Origin of the sequence: Amycolatopsis decaplanina DSM 44594 (assembly GCF_000342005.1) — a bacterium.
Lineage (GTDB): Bacteria > Actinomycetota > Actinomycetes > Mycobacteriales > Pseudonocardiaceae > Amycolatopsis > Amycolatopsis decaplanina.
The window spans coordinates 703,451-720,994 of record NZ_AOHO01000048.1; the positions used below are offsets into that span (position 1 = coordinate 703,451).

Annotated in this window: 16 protein-coding genes; 11 read left to right on the forward strand and 5 right to left on the reverse strand. The window is 70.8% G+C overall.

Annotated features, from left to right (window positions below):
• The first annotated feature begins 97 nt into the window (after positions 1 to 97).
• The 8 genes from glmS (at position 98) to tsaE (ending at position 9,709) form a co-directional block, all read left to right on the forward strand.
• On the forward strand, positions 98 to 1,960 hold the full coding sequence (gene glmS / locus H074_RS16070) for a glutamine--fructose-6-phosphate transaminase (isomerizing) (RefSeq protein ID WP_007031085.1): 1,863 nt from the start codon (positions 98 to 100) through the stop codon (positions 1,958 to 1,960).
• A gap of 14 nt (positions 1,961 to 1,974) precedes the next feature.
• The gene (locus tag H074_RS16075; RefSeq protein WP_007031086.1) at positions 1,975 to 3,420 is read left to right on the forward strand and encodes a bifunctional ADP-dependent NAD(P)H-hydrate dehydratase/NAD(P)H-hydrate epimerase; all 1,446 of its coding nucleotides are present in this window, start codon (positions 1,975 to 1,977) and stop codon (positions 3,418 to 3,420) included.
• A 234-nt stretch (positions 3,421 to 3,654) separates the two neighbouring features.
• A complete protein-coding gene (locus H074_RS16080) occupies positions 3,655 to 4,470 on the forward strand; it encodes a DeoR/GlpR family DNA-binding transcription regulator (RefSeq protein ID WP_007031087.1) in 816 nt (271 codons plus the stop codon).
• The gene (gene xylB, locus H074_RS16085; protein ID WP_007031088.1) at positions 4,460 to 5,887 is read left to right on the forward strand and encodes a xylulokinase; all 1,428 of its coding nucleotides are present in this window, start codon (positions 4,460 to 4,462) and stop codon (positions 5,885 to 5,887) included. Before H074_RS16080 ends, xylB begins: the two co-directional genes overlap by 11 nt.
• Before the next feature lie 4 nt (positions 5,888 to 5,891).
• Entirely contained in the window at positions 5,892 to 6,983 is a 1,092-nt protein-coding gene (locus tag H074_RS16090; protein ID WP_007031089.1) for an ABC transporter ATP-binding protein, read from the forward strand.
• A gap of 28 nt (positions 6,984 to 7,011) precedes the next feature.
• A complete protein-coding gene (gene alr / locus H074_RS16095; protein ID WP_007031090.1) occupies positions 7,012 to 8,151 on the forward strand; it encodes an alanine racemase in 1,140 nt (379 codons plus the stop codon).
• Entirely contained in the window at positions 8,148 to 9,245 is a 1,098-nt protein-coding gene (locus H074_RS16100; protein ID WP_007031091.1) for an alpha/beta fold hydrolase, read from the forward strand. The genes alr and H074_RS16100 overlap by 4 nt, the downstream gene beginning before the upstream one ends.
• Positions 9,245 to 9,709 carry a tRNA (adenosine(37)-N6)-threonylcarbamoyltransferase complex ATPase subunit type 1 TsaE gene (gene tsaE, locus H074_RS16105; protein WP_007031092.1) on the forward strand — a complete coding sequence of 155 codons (465 nt, stop codon included), beginning with the start codon at positions 9,245 to 9,247 and terminating at the stop codon, positions 9,707 to 9,709. Before H074_RS16100 ends, tsaE begins: the two co-directional genes overlap by 1 nt.
• A 73-nt stretch (positions 9,710 to 9,782) precedes the next feature.
• Here the strand turns inward: tsaE and H074_RS16110 are convergent, their stop codons facing one another.
• Together H074_RS16110 and H074_RS16115 are read right to left on the reverse strand one after the other, a co-directional pair.
• Positions 9,783 to 11,114: a carboxyl transferase domain-containing protein gene (locus H074_RS16110; RefSeq protein WP_007031093.1), complete on the reverse strand. Its 1,332-nt coding sequence runs from the start codon at positions 11,112 to 11,114 to the stop codon at positions 9,783 to 9,785.
• Entirely contained in the window at positions 11,111 to 12,532 is a 1,422-nt protein-coding gene (locus H074_RS16115) for an acyl-CoA synthetase (RefSeq protein WP_007031094.1), read from the reverse strand. The genes H074_RS16110 and H074_RS16115 overlap by 4 nt, the downstream gene beginning before the upstream one ends.
• A 398-nt stretch (positions 12,533 to 12,930) precedes the next feature.
• Between H074_RS16115 and tsaB the strand changes: the two genes are divergently transcribed.
• The 3 genes from tsaB to tsaD are packed head-to-tail and all read left to right on the forward strand — an operon-like array spanning position 12,931 to position 15,112.
• Positions 12,931 to 13,590 (forward strand): tRNA (adenosine(37)-N6)-threonylcarbamoyltransferase complex dimerization subunit type 1 TsaB, encoded by a 660-nt coding sequence (gene tsaB, locus H074_RS16120; protein ID WP_007031095.1) that lies wholly within the window; start codon positions 12,931 to 12,933, stop codon positions 13,588 to 13,590.
• A complete protein-coding gene (gene rimI, locus H074_RS16125) occupies positions 13,587 to 14,066 on the forward strand; it encodes a ribosomal protein S18-alanine N-acetyltransferase (protein WP_039922474.1) in 480 nt (159 codons plus the stop codon). Before tsaB ends, rimI begins: the two co-directional genes overlap by 4 nt.
• Positions 14,066 to 15,112, forward strand: coding sequence for a tRNA (adenosine(37)-N6)-threonylcarbamoyltransferase complex transferase subunit TsaD (tsaD, locus tag H074_RS16130; RefSeq protein WP_007031097.1), 1,047 nt, complete (start codon positions 14,066 to 14,068; stop codon positions 15,110 to 15,112). The genes rimI and tsaD overlap by 1 nt, the downstream gene beginning before the upstream one ends.
• Here the strand turns inward: tsaD and wecB are convergent.
• From wecB to H074_RS16145, 3 genes are all read right to left on the reverse strand, one after another.
• A complete protein-coding gene (gene wecB / locus H074_RS16135; protein ID WP_039922599.1) occupies positions 15,109 to 16,260 on the reverse strand; it encodes a non-hydrolyzing UDP-N-acetylglucosamine 2-epimerase in 1,152 nt (383 codons plus the stop codon). The genes tsaD and wecB overlap by 4 nt on opposite strands.
• A gap of 105 nt (positions 16,261 to 16,365) precedes the next feature.
• A complete protein-coding gene (locus H074_RS16140) occupies positions 16,366 to 16,545 on the reverse strand; it encodes an LPXTG cell wall anchor domain-containing protein (protein WP_007031099.1) in 180 nt (59 codons plus the stop codon).
• A 21-nt stretch (positions 16,546 to 16,566) separates the two neighbouring features.
• A complete protein-coding gene (locus tag H074_RS16145) occupies positions 16,567 to 17,343 on the reverse strand; it encodes a choice-of-anchor P family protein (RefSeq protein ID WP_007031100.1) in 777 nt (258 codons plus the stop codon).
• Positions 17,344 to 17,544 lie beyond the last annotated feature (201 nt).

Here is a 17,544-nt window from a genome sequence, read left to right on the forward strand (position 1 = left end):
CCCGCGCGCCGCCCCGCGCATCGCGTTTAGCCCGCTAAAGGCGATGCGCGGGCTCCCGGGGCGAAGGGGCCGGATTTCCGTCGTTAGTCTGGAGGCCGTGTGTGGAATCGTGGGATACGTCGGACACCGTCCGGCCCTGGACGTCGTCATCGGCGGGCTTCGCCGGATGGAGTACCGCGGCTATGACTCGGCGGGCGTCGCCGTCCTGGACGGCGCCGGCGAGCTGAACGTCGAGCGCAAAGCGGGCCGCCTGGCCAACCTGGAGACCCAGCTCGACACCGTCGGCAGGGACGCCTTCACCGGCACCGCCGGGATGGGCCACACCCGCTGGGCCACCCACGGCGCCCCGGTCGATCGCAACTCGCACCCGCACCGCGACGCCTCCCAGCGCGTCGCCGTCGTGCACAACGGCATCATCGAGAACTTCGCCGCCCTGCGCGCCGAGCTCGAGGCCGAAGGCGTCGAGATGGCGAGCGACACCGACTCCGAGACCGCCGCGCATCTCATCGCCCGTGCCTACACCGAAAGCGACACGAAGGGTGACTTCCCGGCCAGCGTCGCCGCGGTCTGCCGTCGTCTCGAGGGCGCGTTCACCCTGGTCGTGAGCATCGCCGACCAGCCGGACACCATCGTCGCCGCCCGCCGTTCGTCGCCGCTGGTCGTCGGTGTCGGCGAGGGGGAGCACTTCGTCGCTTCCGACGTCGCCGCGTTCATCGAGCACACCCGCGAGGCGGTCGAGCTCGGTCAGGACCAGCTCGTCGTGATCACCCGCGACGGTTACGACGTCACCGACTTCCACGGGGACGCCGCCCAGGCCAAGCCGTTCACCGTCGACTGGGACCTCTCGGCCGCGGAAAAGGGCGGCCACGAGTACTTCATGCTCAAGGAGATCGAGGAGCAGCCGGAGGCGCTGGCGAACACGCTGCGCGGCCACTTCGACGGCGGCCGGATCATCCTCGACGAACAGCGCATCTCCGACCAGGACCTGCGCGACGTCGACAAGGTCTTCGTCGTCGCCTGTGGTTCCGCGTACCACTCGGGCCTCGTCGCCAAGTACGCCATCGAGCACTGGTGCCGCCTCCCGGTCGAAGTCGAGCTGGCCAGCGAGTTCCGCTACCGCGACCCGGTGCTGGACCGCGCGACGCTGGTCGTCGCCGTCTCCCAGTCGGGCGAGACCGCGGACACCCTCGAAGCCGTCCGCCACGCGCGCGAACAGAAGGCCCGTGTCCTGGCCGTCTGCAACACCAACGGCGCGCAGATCCCGCGCGAGTCCGACGCCGTCCTCTACACGCACGCCGGTCCGGAGATCGGCGTCGCCTCGACCAAGGCGTTCCTCGCGCAGATCGCGGCCAACTACCTGGTCGGCCTGGCGCTCGCGCAGGCCCGCGGCACCAAGTACCCGGACGAGGTCGCCCGTGAGTTCGCCGAACTCGAGGCCATGCCCGCCGCGGTACAGAAGGTCCTGTCCACTGTGGACCAGGTCCGCGACCTCGGCCGCCGGATCGCCGACTCGAAGGCCGTGCTGTTCCTCGGCCGTCACGTCGGTTTCCCGGTCGCTCTCGAAGGCGCGCTGAAGCTCAAGGAACTGGCGTACATGCACGCCGAGGGCTTCGCCGCCGGCGAGCTCAAGCACGGCCCGATCGCCCTGATCGAAGAAGGCCTCCCCGTCGTCGTGGTGATGCCGTCGCCCAAGGGACGCGCGATGCTGCACTCGAAGCTGGTGTCGAACATCAGCGAGATCCAGGCGCGCGGCGCCCGCACGATCGTGATCGCGGAGGAGGGCGACGAGACCGTCCGCCCGTTCGCCGACGAGCTGATCGAGATCCCGGCCGTCCCGACCTTGCTGCAGCCGCTGGTCTCCACGGTGCCGCTGCAGGTGCTGGCGGCCGAGATCGCCCGCACGCGTGGGTACGACGTCGACAAGCCGCGTAACCTGGCGAAGTCGGTCACCGTCGAGTAGAGACCGGAGGCGTCGTGCAGGGAATCTGGACCACGGAACGGATTCGCGCGGCGGAGGACCGGTTGCTCGCCGTCACTCCAGACGGCGAGCTCATGCGACGAGCGGCTTTCGGCCTCGCGGTGCACGCCGCCGAGATGCTGGCCGAGCACACGGGCTCGGTATCCGGGCGGCGGGTGACGCTACTCGTCGGGTCGGGCAACAACGGCGGTGACGCCTTGTGGGCGGGTGCGTTCCTGCGTCGCCGCAACGTGGCCGTCTCGGCGATCCTGCTGAAGCCTGAACGCGCGCACGCCCCGGGTTTGGCCGCCCTGAAGCGATCCGGCGGCAAGATCGTGTCCCTTGAGGATGGTCCACAGTGGATTCGCCGGACTGATCTCGTCATCGACGGGATCGTCGGTATTTCGGCGCGCGGGCCGTTGCGAGCGGATGCCGCCGCGCTGCTGGAGCACGTGAGTTCGCCGGTGCTGGCCGTCGACCTGCCCAGCGGCGTGGATCCGGACACCGGCGCCGTCGACGGTCCGGCGGTCGTGGCCGACCGGACGGTCACCTTCGGCGCGCTCAAGCCGGTGCATGCCCTCGCGCCCGCGTTCTGTGGCGAGGTCTACCTGGTGGACATCGGGTTGCGACCGGAACTCGGCGAGCCCGACTTGCAGCGGCTCGACACGGCCGACGTCGCCGCGGCATGGCCTGTGCCCGGTCCGGACGACGACAAGTACAGCCAGGGCGTGGTCGGGGTGGCCGCCGGGTCGGCGACGTATCCGGGGGCGGCCGTGCTCGCGGCCGGTGCGGCGGTCCGGGCGACGTCCGGACTGGTGCGGTACGCCGGTCATGCCGCGGACGTGGTGCGCGGGCATTGGCCCGAGGTCATCGCGACGGGTTCGGTGACGGACGCGGGCCGGGTGCAGGCCTGGGTCGTCGGGCCGGGGATCGGCACCGGGCACGAAGGCCGGGACGTGCTGAGGTTCGTGCTCGGCCGCGGCGTGCCGGTGTGCGCGGACGCCGACGCGACGACGATCATCGCTCGTTCGCCCGACGTGCTCGACGCGCGCGATCCGGACACGCCACTCGTGCTGACCCCGCACGCGGGGGAGTTCGAGCGGCTGATGGGTTCGCCGCCGGGGGCGGACCGGGTCGCGGCGGCGCGTTCGGCCGCCCGGAAGTACGACGCCGTCGTGCTCTTGAAGGGGCATTGCACGGTGGTCGCGGCGCCGGACGGGCGCGCACTGGTGAACACGCCGCGGGGATCGTGGCTCGCGACGGCAGGTTCGGGGGACGTGCTGTCCGGTCTGGTCGGCGCGTTGCTCGCTTCCGGGCTCGACCCGTGGCTGGCGGCGGGAGCCGCCGCGCACGTCCACTCGATCGCCGGGTCGCTGGCCGCAGACGGCGCGCCGACCTCGGCTTCCGGCATCCTCGGCGCGGTCCCGGACGCCATCCGGTCCGTCCGATCTCTCGCCTCCTGACCAGGGCCCCGACCTGCGTTTAGCCCCCTAAGTGCGTTCTGAGGGCATCCGCCCGCAGAACGCACTTAGGGGGCTAAACGCACGCGGGGGGAGGACGGTACGGCGGTGAGAAAAATGCGGGAGTTATCGAGTTACGTGTTAACTCCGGGCGAATAATCTGGTAAGAAGCAGGTGTGAGCGCCGACACCTACCCCGCTGAGACCGCGAAGGTCCGGTTCGTGAACGGTGTCGCCCATGTCTAAGACCAGGCCCTCGGACGCCGCCGTCGAGCATCGGCGCCAGGAGATCCTCGACCACGTCATCGCCACCGGCGAGGTCCGCATCGACGACCTCACCACCCGGTTCGGCGTCAGCCTGATGACGATGCACCGCGACCTCGACGACCTCGCCGAGCGCCGCCTCCTCCGCAAACTCCGCGGCAAGGTCGAGGCCTACCCCGCGACGACCATGGAGTCGGCGGCCCGCTTCCGCGACACCTTCAACCAGGCCACGAAGGACGCGCTGGGCGAGGCCGCCGCGGCGCACGTCCACTCCGGCCAGACGGTCTTCGTCGACGACTCGACGACGCTTTTCCCGCTCGTCCGCCGCCTCGGCGGGATCGAGGACCTCACCGTCATCACCAACTCGCTCGAAGCCGCCCGCATCCTCGGCCCGGCCAAGAGCGTCGAGGTCGTCCTGGCGGGCGGGCGCTACCACCACGAGTTCGACTCGTGCGCCGGCCCGGACGTCGTCGCGTTCCTCGACCGCACGCACGCCGACATCGCGTTCGTCTCGGTCGCCGCGGTCGCGGTCGGCCGCCTGTTCCACCCGGTCCAGGACTACGCCGAGCTCAAGAAGGCCGCCCTGCGCACCGCCGACCGCAACGTCCTGGTCGTCGACAACTCCAAGTTCGGCCGCACCGCCACCTACGCGTACGGCGACATCGGCGACTACGACCTCCTGATCACCGACGAAGAAGCGCCGACCGAGGAGATCGAGGCGGCACTGAACGCGGGAACCGCCATCGAGCAGGTCGAATGCGCACCGGAGGGCCCGGAATATGAGTTCTGACCTGGTCGCCGGAATCGACTCGTCGACCCAGTCGACGAAGGTCGTCGTCTGCGACGCGGACACCGGCGAGATCGTCCGCACCGGCCGTGCCGCGCACCCCGACGGCACCGAAGTCGACCCCGCCGCGTGGTGGGACGCGTTCCGCGAGGCCACGGATGGCCTGCTCGACGGCGTCGGCGCCATCGGCATCGGCGGTCAGCAGCACGGCATGGTCGCCCTCGACGACGCAGGCGAGGTCGTCCGGCCCGCGTTGCTGTGGAACGACACTCGGTCCGCGAAGGCGGCCGAAGACCTCGGTGGCGAACTCGGTCCCGAGAACTGGGCGAAGTCCGTCGGCTCGCTGCCTGTCGCCAGCTTCACCGTCACGAAGCTGCGCTGGATGGCGGAGAACGAGCCAGAACTGGCCGATCGCGTCGCCCGCGTCCTGCTCCCGCACGACTGGCTGACCTGGCGGCTGCTGGGCGACGGCGCCGAGCCGGTCACCGACCGCGGCGACGCTTCCGGCACCGGATACTTCTCGCCCGCCACCGGCGAGTACCGCCAAGACCTCCTCGCACACGCCTTCGGCGGCCGCACTCCCGAACTGCCGAAGGTCATCGGCCCCGCCGAAGCCGCGGGCCACACCCCGGACGGGATCCTGGTCTCGGCCGGAACCGGCGACAACATGGCCGCCGCGCTCGGTCTCGAACTCGTCCCCGGCGATGTCGTGGTCTCGCTGGGCACCAGCGGCACCGTCTTCGGCGTCTCCGAGACCGCGAGCGCCGACCCCTCCGGCATCGTCGCGGGATTCGCCGACGCCACCGGCCGTTTCCTCCCGCTGGCCTGCACCCTCAACGCGGCCCGCGTGCTCACGGCCACGTCCGCGATGCTCGGCGTCGAACTCGCGGAGTTCGACAAGCTGGCGCTCGCCGCCACGCCCGGTTCCGGCGGCCTCACCTTCGTGCCGTACCTCGACGGTGAGCGGACGCCGAACCTCCCGGACGCCAAGGGCACGCTCTTCGGCCTGACCCGCGCGAACATGACGCCCGAGAACCTCGCCCGCGCCGCCGTCGAAGGCATGCTGTGCGGCCTTGCCGCCGGTCTCGACGCCCTGCGCGAGCAGGGACTCGAAGTCCGCCGGGTCCTTCTGATCGGCGGCGGCGCGCAGTCGGCCGCCGTCCGCGCGGTCGCGCCGATCGTGTTCGGTGTGCCCGTCGTCATCCCCGAGGTCGCCGAGTACGTCGCGGTCGGCGCCGCGCGACAGGCGGCCTGGGCCCTCGCTTCCAGCACGGAACCTCCCCGCTGGCAGGAACAGCACGGCTACACCCCACTCGAGCCGAACGAGGCGGACCGCGCCGAGGGGCGCCGGATCCGGCAACGGTATCTCGAAGCCCGCGAACTCGGGCACGGCATTTCCGCGAAACCGAAAGAGGACTGAACCGATGGCCACGATCACCTACGACAAGGCGACCCGGCGCTACGCGGGCTCCGAGCGGCCCGCCGTGGACGCACTCGACCTCGAGATCGCCGACGGCGAGTTCCTCGTGCTGGTCGGGCCTTCCGGCTGTGGCAAGTCCACCAGCCTGCGGATGCTCGCCGGCCTCGAGGACATCGACGAAGGCGCCGTGTGGATCGGCGACCGCGACGTCACGCAGCTGCCGCCGCGCGCCCGCGACATCGCGATGGTGTTCCAGAACTACGCGCTGTACCCGCACATGACCGTGGGCCAGAACATGGGCTTCGCCCTGAAGATCGCGGGCCGTCCGGCTTCGGAGATCAAGCAGAAGGTGCTCGACGCGGCCAAGCTGCTCGACATCGAGCAGTACCTCGACCGCAAGCCGAAAGCTCTCTCGGGTGGTCAGCGCCAGCGCGTCGCGATGGGCCGCGCCATCGTGCGTGAGCCGCAGGTCTTCCTGATGGACGAACCGCTGTCGAACCTCGACGCGAAGCTGCGTGTCTCCACCCGTACGCAGATCGCCGCGCTGCAGCGCCGCCTCGGCGTCACCACCGTGTACGTCACGCACGACCAGGTCGAGGCCATGACGATGGGCGACCGGGTCGCGGTCCTCTCGGACGGGCTCCTGCAGCAGTGCGACACCCCGCGCGCCCTGTACGACAAGCCCGCGAACGCTTTCGTCGCGGGGTTCATCGGTTCGCCCGCGATGAACCTCGTCACCGCGAAGCTCACCGAAGACGGTGCCGAGCTGGGCGGCGCGCGCGTGCCGCTGACCCGCGAGATCCTCGCCAAGGCCGAAGGCGACACGGTCACCCTCGGCTTCCGTCCGGAGTCGCTCGAGGTGACCACCAGCGAAGACGGCACCCTGCCGATCAAGGTCGACCTCGTCGAGGAACTCGGCTCGGACGCGTACGTCTACGGCAAGCTCGCCGAGACCGACGCCGAGGGTTCGAAGTCGAACGTCGTCACCCGTGTGGACCCGCGCACACCGCCGGCCATGGGCGACACCCTGCACCTGCGGATCCGTCCCGACGAGCTGCACGTGTTCTCCGCCACCGACGGGGCGCGCCTGTCCTGAGCCGGCTCATGGGAAACTGGCGGTCGTTATGACCGCCAGTTTCCCGCGTGCCGAGGTCGTCATCGACCTGTCCGCCATCCGGCACAACGTCGCCCTGCTCGCTTCCCGCGCTCCCGCGGCCCAGACGATGGCCGTGGTCAAGGCCGACGGCTACGGGCACGGAGCCCTCGAGGTCGGCAGGGCCGCCGTCGAGGGCGGGGCCACCTGGCTGGGCACCTGCTCCCTCGCCGAGGCGCTCGCGCTGCGCCGGGCCGGGATCGGGGTCCGGCTCTTCAGCTGGCTCGACACCCCCGGAGCCGACTTCGCTCCCGCTGTCGCCGAAGACATCGACGTCGCCGTCAGCTCCCTCGACGAGCTAGCCCGCGTAGCCGACGGCGCGCGCCGGGCACGCGACTTCAGCGGGCTAACCGCGATCGCGCGGGTGCACCTCAAGATCGACACCGGACTGTCCCGAAACGGCTGCCCACCTGCGGAATGGCCGGCGTTGGTCAAGGCAGCGGCGGCCGCGAAGCCGCTTATCGAGGTAGTCGCCATCTGGTCACACCTCGCGTGCGCCGACGAGCCCGGTCACCCCTCCATCGACGCGCAGACGAAGCGGTTCGACGAGGCCTACGACATCGCCCGCGCCGCCGGCTTGAATCCGATGCGGCACATCGCGAACTCCGCCGCCGTGCTGACCAGGCCCGACCTGCACTTCGACCTCGTGCGCCCCGGGATCGCGATCTACGGGCTGAACCCGGTGCCCACCGCCGACGATCTGCGTCCGGCGATGACCTTCAAGTCGTCCGTCGTGCTCACCAAGCGGATCGCGTCCGGTGAATCGGTCTCGTACGGCCACAGCTGGACGGCCGGCCAAGACACCACTCTCGCCCTGGTCCCGGTCGGATACGCCGACGGTGTGCCGCGGTCGCTTTCCGGGCGGATGGACGTCCTGCTCGCCGGAAAGCGACGGCCGGTCGTCGGCCGCGTCTGCATGGACCAGCTGGTCGTCGATTGCGGAGACGACGAACCGGCCGTCGGCAGCGAAGTGATCCTCTTCGGCCAAGGCGCGTCCGGCGAGCCCACGGCCCGGGAATGGGCCGACAAGCTGGGGACGATCGACTACGAGATCGTGACTTCGATGTACCGGCCCCGCATCCACCGGACGTATCCGAAGGCAGGCTCGTGACACCTTCACGAAGACTGCTGGCCATCGTCGGCGGCGTCGGGGCGGTGGCCACCGGCACCGCCGCCGCGATCGCCGTCGCCGCGCAGCAGCGGCGGCAGAGTGAGGATCCGTTCGTGGACGAGCCGTTGGGGGATCTTGAACCGGATCGGACGTCGACAGTGGCGGCGGAGGACGGCACGCCGCTCGCGGTCGAGGAGATCGATCCGGCCGATGGGGGAGAACCGGAGCTGACCGTCGTCGGCGTGCACGGTTTCGCGTTGTCGAAGCGCTGCTGGCACTTCCAGCGGCGAGACCTCGCGTCGCTGAAGCTGCCGCGGGTGCGTCAGGTCTACTACGACCATCGCGGGCACGGGCAATCCGGCGCCGCGACCGCCGAAACGAGCACCATCGAGCAGCTGGCGCGCGACCTCGACATGGTCGTGCGCTCGGTGGTGCAAGAGGGACCCATCGTGCTCATGGGGCACTCGATGGGCGGCATGGTGATCATGGAGCTCGCCGCGGAACATCCCGAGCTGTTCGACGACCGCGTCGTCGGCGTCGCGTTCATCGCGACCGCGGCGGGCGAAGTCGGCGCGCGGGGACTGCCGCGGTCACTGCTCTCGAAGTACAACCCGCTCACGCGAGGCGTCGGCGGACTGGCCGGCTGGCAGCCGGGACTCGTCGAGTTCGTGCGCGCGGCAGGCGGGCAGCTGACCCGGCAGGCCGTGCGCAGGCTGGCTTTCGGCAGCCGTGACGTGTCCCCGCGACTCGTCGACTTCATGCTGGAAATGCTCGAAGTGACACCCGTGCGCGGGCTCGTGAACTTCGTCGACACGCTCGGCAGCCACAACCGGTACGCCGCGCTCGCCGGGTTGAAGCACGCGCACGTGCTGGTCGTCGGCGGGGATTCCGACCGGTTCACGCCGATCGCGCACGCCGAGCGGATCGCGGCGGAGCTACCGGACGCCGAGCTGGTGCGCGTCCGCGGCGCGGGACACATGGTGCAGCTGGAACAACCCGAACTGGTGAACAGCCACCTGATCGACTTGGTGCAACGATGCACGGGCACCGATGGTGAGACTTCCGACCGGCGAACCTGGTGGTGGCAACGCTGATGAATTTCGCTTTCCCGACTCCCGAGTCGACGATGGATTTCGGGCGCGAGCTCGGACGTTCGCTGCGCGCGGGCGATCTGGTGCTGCTCGCCGGGCCGCTCGGGGCGGGCAAGACGACGCTGACCCGCGGGATCGCGGACGGTCTCGGGGTCGGCGGGCGGGTCAGCTCGCCGACGTTCGTGCTGGCCAGGGTGCATCCGGCGGGCGAGGCCGGGGTCGCGCTGGTGCACGTCGACGCGTACCGGCTCGGCGGGGATCTCTCGCAGCTGGACGATCTGGACCTCGACACCGAACTGGAGCGGTCCGCCCTGGTCGTCGAATGGGGCGAGGGGGCCGCCGAGCGCCTGTCGGACGACTACCTCGTCGTGCGGCTGGAGCGTCGTGAGGACGACGTCCGCGTGGTCACCCTGGAGCCGCATGGCACCTGGGAGTCCCGCACCCCCTACCTGCGTTTAGCGGGCTAAACGCGATCCGGCCGCCCGACCTGCGTTTAGCCCCCTAATCGCGATCTGTGCCGTCCGACCTGCGTTTAGCGGGCTAAACGCGATCCGCGGGGCTCACCACGGAGCGCGCGATTCCCAGGTCGACCAGGTCTTGGGGGCGTAGCCGCAGCCGGTCCGCGAGAGCGGGGACCTCGTCGGCGGGCAGCTTGAGGATCGCCGCGGCGGCCTCGGGCGAGGTCACCGAGAAGTACGCGTTGTGCGTCACCCAGGTCGACCCCGGCGCCGCGAACGCGAGCGCGCCACCGGATCCGCCTTCGCCGATCACCAGCGTCGTGATCGGCACGGCCGCGCTCGCGATCGCCTCGAACAACTCCGCGATCGCCGCCCCGGCCCCGGCCCGCTCGGCCGCCTCGTCGTTCGCCGCGCCCGGGGTGTCGACGAGGGTGAGGACCGGGATCCCGAGCCTCGACGCGAGCCGCACCAAACGCGCCGCCGTCCGGAAGCCCGCGGGCAGCGTCGGCGTTCCGCACTGCGCCGCGTACGCGATCGCTCGGCCACCTCGCCAGCCGAAGCCGCACAAGACACCGGAGTCGACTCCGCCGCACCTGTCACCTGAGACCTCTTCACGCCAGTCGAAGTACGCGTCGAGGTACTCCGCTGCCCTCGGCCGCTCAGCGGAGCGCGCCGCCTGGACCGCATCCCATCCGCTGCCGGGTAAGTCCGTCACGCCGAGCGCTCCGGGCGGCTCGGCGGCTTCCGTCGTCGCCGAAGTCAGCAAGCGCAGCCATCGCTCAAGGGCCGTGGAAAGTTCGGCTGGCGCCACGATCCGGTCGACCTGGCCCCACGCGAGCTTCGCTTCGGCCGTGTACGCCTCCGCGGGCGCGTCGGCGGGACGCACGCGGGAACCGGCGAAGCCGACCTGGGCGCCGGGCAACGCGAGAACGACGTCGGCGCTCGCACCGAGCGTCGCCCAGCCGCCGCCCGTGGTGGGATCGCGCAACACCGAGATCTGCGGCACGGACCGAGCCCCGGCGGCCGCCCGCGCGATGCGCTGCAACTGCGAAAGCGCGCGCATCCCGCGTTGCATGCGGCTGCCGCCGGTCGCGATCAGCGACACCACCGGCAACCGGGACTCCACCGCCCGCGCGAACGCCGCCTCGACGCGGTCACCGGTCCGCTGACCGATCGACCCGCCAAGGAAGCCGAACTCGAAGGCGATCACGACCGCCTCGACGTCGCCGATCTCGGCGGTCCCGCAGAGCACGGACTCGTCCTCGCCGGTCCGCTCCTCGGCGGCCTCACGTGCCGAGCGGTAGCCCGGCCAGCCGATCGGTCCGTCGTCCGGCTCATCGCCACGCGGAACGTCCAGATCCTCGAAACCGGTCGCGATCTCCTTGACGACGGACCGTGCTGAGGGCCTGCTCATCCGAGTGCCCGTTTCATGACCTTGCCCATGTCGTTGCGCGGCAACGCGTCCAGATAGCGGACCACCCGAGGCCGTTTGTGCGGCGACAACAAGCGCGAGACGTGGTCGGCGAGTTCCGCCTCCGCCGGACGTTCCCCGTCGGGCACCACCCAGGCCACGATGCGCTCGCCGAGGTCGTCATCGTGCTCGCCGGTCACCGCCACCTCCGCGACACCGGGATGCTCCATGAGCGCGTTCTCGATCTCGCCCGCGCCGATCTTGTAACCGCCGCTCTTGATCAGGTCCGTCGCCTTCCGGCCGACGATCTTCACGTATCCGGCCGCGTCGCGGGTCGCCATGTCGCCGGTCCGGAACCAGCCGTCGTCGAAGGCGGCTTCGGTGGCGTCGGGGCGGTTGAGGTACTCGGTGAACAGGTTCGGTCCGCGGACCTGGATCTCGCCGACGGTCTCGATCTCCTCGACGGGCTCGCCCGTCTCGTCGACGAGCCGCAGGTCGACGCCGCGCAGCGGAACGCCGACAGTGCCGGGGACGTGCTCGCCGTCGGCGCGGATGCTGGTGTTCATGAGGGTCTCGGTCATCCCGTAACGCTCGATCACGCGCCGGCCGGTCGCGGCGGTGATGCGCTGATGGTCGTGGACGGGCAATGCGGCCGATCCGGACACGAGCAACCGGGCGCCGCTCAGCGCTTCGGCGAGCGATGGGTTGTCGCCGACTTCGACCGCGATGCGGTGATACATCGTCGGGACGCCGAACATCATCGTCGCGCCGGTGGCGAGCTCGCGTGCGACGCCTTCGGTGGAGAAGCGACCGAGATGCCGGACCGAGCCGCCGCGCCGGAGCGGCCCGAGGATGCCGAGGATCAGGCCGTGCACGTGGAACAGCGGGAGACCGTGGACCAGGACGTCGTCGGCGGTCCATTCCCAGGCGTCCTCGAGCGCGTCGAGAGTGGTCGAGATCGCGCGCCTCGGGAGGACGACGCCCTTGGGCGGGCCGGTGGTGCCGGAGGTGTAGACGATCAGCGCCGGGGCTTCGGCATCCGGTTCCGCGGGGAGATCGACGGGCGCGCCTTCGAGGACGATGTCGCGGCGCGGCAGGCCATCGAGGCCGGCGGGCAGGACGGCGCCCGGTTCGGCGAGTACGAGGACGGGCTCACTGTCGGTGAGGATGTGCGCGAGTTCGCGCTCGCCGATCTTGGGGTTGAGCGGGATGGCGGGGACGCCCGCGAGCAGGGCGGCGATCACGGCGACGCTGGTGTGCACCGAGGGCGTCGCCCAGACGGCGACGCGGCCGCCCGGCAGGTCGCGGGCGAGCGTGCCGGCGACGGCCGCGACGTCGGCGTAGGTGAGGGAAGTGTCGCCGAAGCGGAGCGCCTCCTTGCCGGAGCCGCTCGCCAGCGCGGGGAACAACCGATCGGGCACCGTGTGACCTCCTGCTCGACTCCGCCGGCCGGGGCGTGTGGAGCCGAGGGGCCCCTCGCAGGACCGTACCGCGCTTGCCACTCGCACCCCTGCGACCTGCTTCACACGCTGCCGCGGGAGCGCGTTCAGCGGGCTAAGTGCGATCCAGTTTGGCCGGAGGGCAGGGGCCCACCGGAGCGCGTTCAGCGGGCTAAGTGCGATCTGCGGCCCGGAGAGCGGGAGCGACTTCAGCCCCCTAAACGCGATCTGCCGGCCAGGGGCCGGGACCGGAGGGGAGCCCCGCGCAGGTCGCGTTTAGCGGGCTAAACGCGATCCGGCGGTAGGCGAGCGGCCACGCCACCCGATCGCGTTCAGCCCGCTAAACGCGATCCGGGGCGCTGGTCGTAGGCTGGGTAACCGTGCTGGTACTGGCCATCGACACCTCGACCCCGGCGGTCACCGCGGGCCTCGTCGCCCTGGACGGCGACGCCCTCGAGTCACGCGGCGACCGCGTCACGGTCGACCCGCGCGCGCACGGCGAGCTGATCACGCCTCACGCCCTCGAAGCCGTCAAGGCCGCGGGCGTCACGCTTCGCGACCTCGACGCCATCGTCTGCGGCGTCGGCCCCGGCCCCTTCACCGGCCTTCGTGCCGGCATGGCCACCGCCGCGTCGCTCGCCCACGCCCTCGGCATTCCCGCCCACCCGGTCTGCAGTCTCGACGCGATCGCCGCCGACGTCGCCCCCGGAGAAGCGCCCTTCCTGGTCCTCACCGACGCCAGGCGTCGCGAGGTCTACTGGGCCGCGTACGCCGCCGACGGCTCCCGCACCGACGGCCCCCACGTCCAGCGGCCCGCCGACCTCGAGACCACCATCAAGGTCGCGGCGGGCGACGGCGCCCTCCTCTACGCGGACGCCCTCGGCGTCCAGCCGATCGAGCCGCGGTTCCCGTCACCCATCGGACTGGTCAAGGCCGCTCGCAAGGACCTCGGGAGCGAGCCCGCCCCACTCACTCCGCTCTACCTCCGCCGCCCGGACGCCGTCGAACCGGCCGCGCGCAAGAAGGTGACCACGCCGTGAGGCTGGAACCCTTACGCCGCAAGGATATTTCCCGCTGTGTGGAGATAGAGAAGATCCTCTTCCCCGGCGATTCGCCGTGGACGGCCTATGCCTTCCACGCGGAGCTCGACGCCGGCGGCTACTACCTGGTCGCCCGTCCGGATGAAAGCGACGAGGTCATCGGTTACGCCGGGCTCGCCGTCGTCGGCCGCCGCGGCGACTACGAGGCGAGCATCCACACGATCGGCGTCGACCCCGGCAACCAGCGCAAGGGTATCGGTACCACGTTGCTGAAGGCGCTCCTCGACCGCGCGGACGAGCTCGCCGCGCCGGTCTTTCTCGAAGTCCGCACCGACAACGACGCGGCGATCACGCTCTACGAGCGGCACGGTTTCGAACGCGTCGGCCTCCGGAAGCGCTACTACCAGCCTTCCGGCGCCGACGCCTACACGATGGCCCGTCCGCGGGCCCAGGTCCGAGACGAGGTGGCGGGCTGATGCCGCGCATCATCATGGGCATCGAGAGTTCGTGCGACGAGACCGGCGTCGGCCTCGTCCGCCTGCACGACGACAACACGGTCGAGCTCCTCGCCGACGAGGTCGCTTCCAGCGTCGACCAGCACGCCCGCTTCGGTGGCGTCGTCCCCGAAGTCGCCAGCCGCGCGCACCTGGAGGCGATGGTCCCGACGGTCGAGCGGGCCTTCGGCAAGGCCGGGCTGAAACTGTCCGATGTGGACGCCATCGCGGTGACCGCGGGACCCGGCCTCGCCGGCGCGCTGCTGGTCGGCGTCGCCGCGGCCAAGGCCTACGCCGCCGCGCTCGACATCCCGCTCTACGGCGTCAATCACCTGGCCGGGCACATCGCCGTCGACACGCTCCAGCACGGCCCACTGCCCAACCGCTGTCTAGCCCTGCTCGTCTCGGGCGGGCACACACAATTGCTGCTGGTGGACGACATCGCGTCCGAAATCACCGAACTCGGGTCCACTGTGGACGACGCGGCGGGTGAGGCCTACGACAAGGTCGCCCGCGTCCTCGGCCTGCCGTACCCCGGCGGCCCGCCCATCGACAAGGCCGCCAAGAACGGCGACGGCGCGGCCATCGCGTTCCCTCGCGGGATGACCGGGCCACGCGACGCCAAGTTCGACTTCTCCTTCTCCGGCTTGAAAACCGCGGTCGCGCGCTGGGTCGAAGGCGCCGAGCGCCGCGGCGAGGACATCCCCGTCGACGACGTCGCCGCGTCGTTCCAGGAGGCCGTCGCCGACGTCCTCACCATGAAGGCGGTCCGTGCGGCCAAGGAACACGGAGTGGACACGCTGGTGATTTCCGGCGGTGTGGCGGCGAATTCGCGGCTGTCCGAACTCGCCGCCGAGCGCTGCGCCGAGGCCGGGATCACCCTGCGTGTCCCGCGGCCGCGGCTGTGCACGGACAACGGCGCGATGATCGCCGCGCTCGGCGCGCACGTGGTCGCCGCCGGCCGTCCACAGGCCTCGCTCGACTTCTCCGCCAATCCGGCACTGCCGGTTCAGATCATCTCGATCTAACGCGATTCGGCGGCGGTGCGCGGCGCCGGGGCGAGGTTGAGCAACTCCTCCAGCGCGGCCACCGTCAACGCGGCGGCATTGCCGTCGCCGTAAGGGTTTCCGGCGTGCGTCGGATGGAGATCGCCGCGAAGGATCTTCGCCGCGGTGTCGGCGATGAGACCGGTGTCCGTCCCGACCAGCCAGGCGCAGCCCGCCTCGATGGCTTCGCGGCGTTCGGTGACGTCGCGAAGCACGAGGACGGGTGTGCCGAAGGTCGGCGCTTCTTCTTGGATACCACCGGAATCGGTCAGGACGAGCTCGGCGAGCCGCAGCGCGCGCACGAGATCGGGATACTCGAGCGGCTCGGTGATCGTCACGCGCGGCGTCCCCCCGAGCGCGGTCACGACCTGATCCCGCACCGCCGGATTGGGATGCACCGGGAACAGCACTTGGACGTCACTGTGCTCAGCGACGATCAGTTCGATGGCCGCGAGCGTGCGGCTCAACGGCTCGCCCCAGGACTCGCGCCGGTGTGACGTCACGAGGACGAGACGCTCGCCCGCCTCGGCGATCTCCATCTCCAGCAACGCGAGCGCGGTGTCCCGCGCCGGGAGGTCACGTTCGGCGATGGTGATCACGGCGTCGACGACGGTATTGCCGGTGACGGCGATCCGCTGGCGCGGAACACCTTCCGTGCGCAGCGCGGCCGCGGCGCCCGGGGTCGGCGCGAGGTGCAGGGCGGCGATGCGCGAGATCATCTGCCGTGTCCCCTCTTCGGGGAACGGGGCGGCGAGGTCGTGTGTGCGAAGTCCCGCCTCCAGGTGCACGACCGGGATGCCCTGCCAGAACGCGGCGAGCGCGCCGGCCAGTCCCGTCGTCGTGTCACCCTGGACGACGACCGCGGCCGGCGCGACCCGGCGCAGGAGCTCGTCGAGCGCGGGGAGCAGCCCGGAAACCAGCTCCGCTTGGGTGCCGGTTGTTCTGGGCGGGGTGTCGAGCCAGGCGTCGACAGGCAGGCCGAACGGGATCAGCGCCTGTTCGACCATGCCCTGATGCTGTCCACTGTGGACAACGAACGGCCGCAGGTGCGGGTGCTCCGCCAGCGCCAGTGCCAGCGGCGCGAGCTTGACCGCCTCCGGCCGGGTCCCGGCCAGCAACATCACATCCACGCGTTCGCGCTCCTCATCCACGATTTCGAGTGTCCCGCAAAACGCGGGTGGTGGCCGCCGGCGTGCGAGGGGCCCACGCCGGCGGCCGGTCCGTCCCGGGGAGCGTCAGCTCCCCATCTCGCCGAGCCGTTTCGTGCGGCGGTAGCCGGCGATGACCGCGATGGTTCCGAGAACCAGCAGGATCACCCCGACGGCCAGCCACCAGCCGACATCGGCCCCGGTGGCGGCGAGGGCACCCACCCCGCCACCGGCGACGCCGACTCCGGCGCCAGGCAACTTGTACATTTCGACCTCACTTCACCCTGGTCAGGCGGTGGTCGCCGGACGCCGGTTGCGGACGACGCGGATGCCGACCGGGACGGCGACGGCACCGAGCAGGCCGAGACCGATCCACAGCCCCGCGCCCGAAGCGAGCGGCACGGGCAGGCCGGCCGGACCGCAGGTCGCCGACGAGACGATCACGTCGCCGGAACCGAGCGAGGTGAGGGCCTCGCCGAGCAGCTTCACGTGGATCGCGTTGACCGTCAGGCTGCCGTCCTTGTTCTTGATCTGCTCGTTCAGGATGATCGTCGCGACGTTGACGTCACCGAGGCCGACCTTGACCTGGGTGTTCGGCGCCGGCGTCGAGTCGATCGCGCCCGCGCTGCCGAGGTTGGCACCGACCAGGTTCGTCGCGCCCTGCACACCCTTCTGGGTCGCGGTGCAGGTGGCTTCGACGACCTTGACGCCGACGTCGCCGAGGGCACTCTTCAGCAGCGGCAAGCCGACATCGGCGGTGCTGGCCTTGGCCGTCACGGCACCGGAGTTGTCGTCGCGCTTGGCTTCGGTGTTGATCGCGCCGGCGGTGAGCACACCGGTGAGGTTGGCCTTCGCGAGGCTGTTGGCGGTCGGCCCGGAGGTCTTCGCCTCGGCGAGCGGCCCGGCCTTCACCGCGTCGAGGCCGAGGAGCTTCACATCGACCTTGACGCCATACGCGGAGCCGTCGCCGGGGGCCGCCGAGGCGGGCGCCGCACCGGCGAGAGCCACGCTCGCCACCACAGCGGCGAGCAGTCCGCCTCGTCGCAAGAGGTGCGTGTTCTTCAACTGGTCCTCCGAATTGATTCGTGGGGTTTCTCTCATCTGCGGTCGGCGCGAGGGCGCGACCGTTGCGAACGAATCCTCAGCGGCCTGACTCGGCTCGCGGATCGTCTATCGCCGAGTGTTTCTTAAATTGCACAAAAAACTGCGAGGATCACCGGATCAGGTGGTTTTGCGGACATTTCTCGCAGGTCGTCGAATGTATCA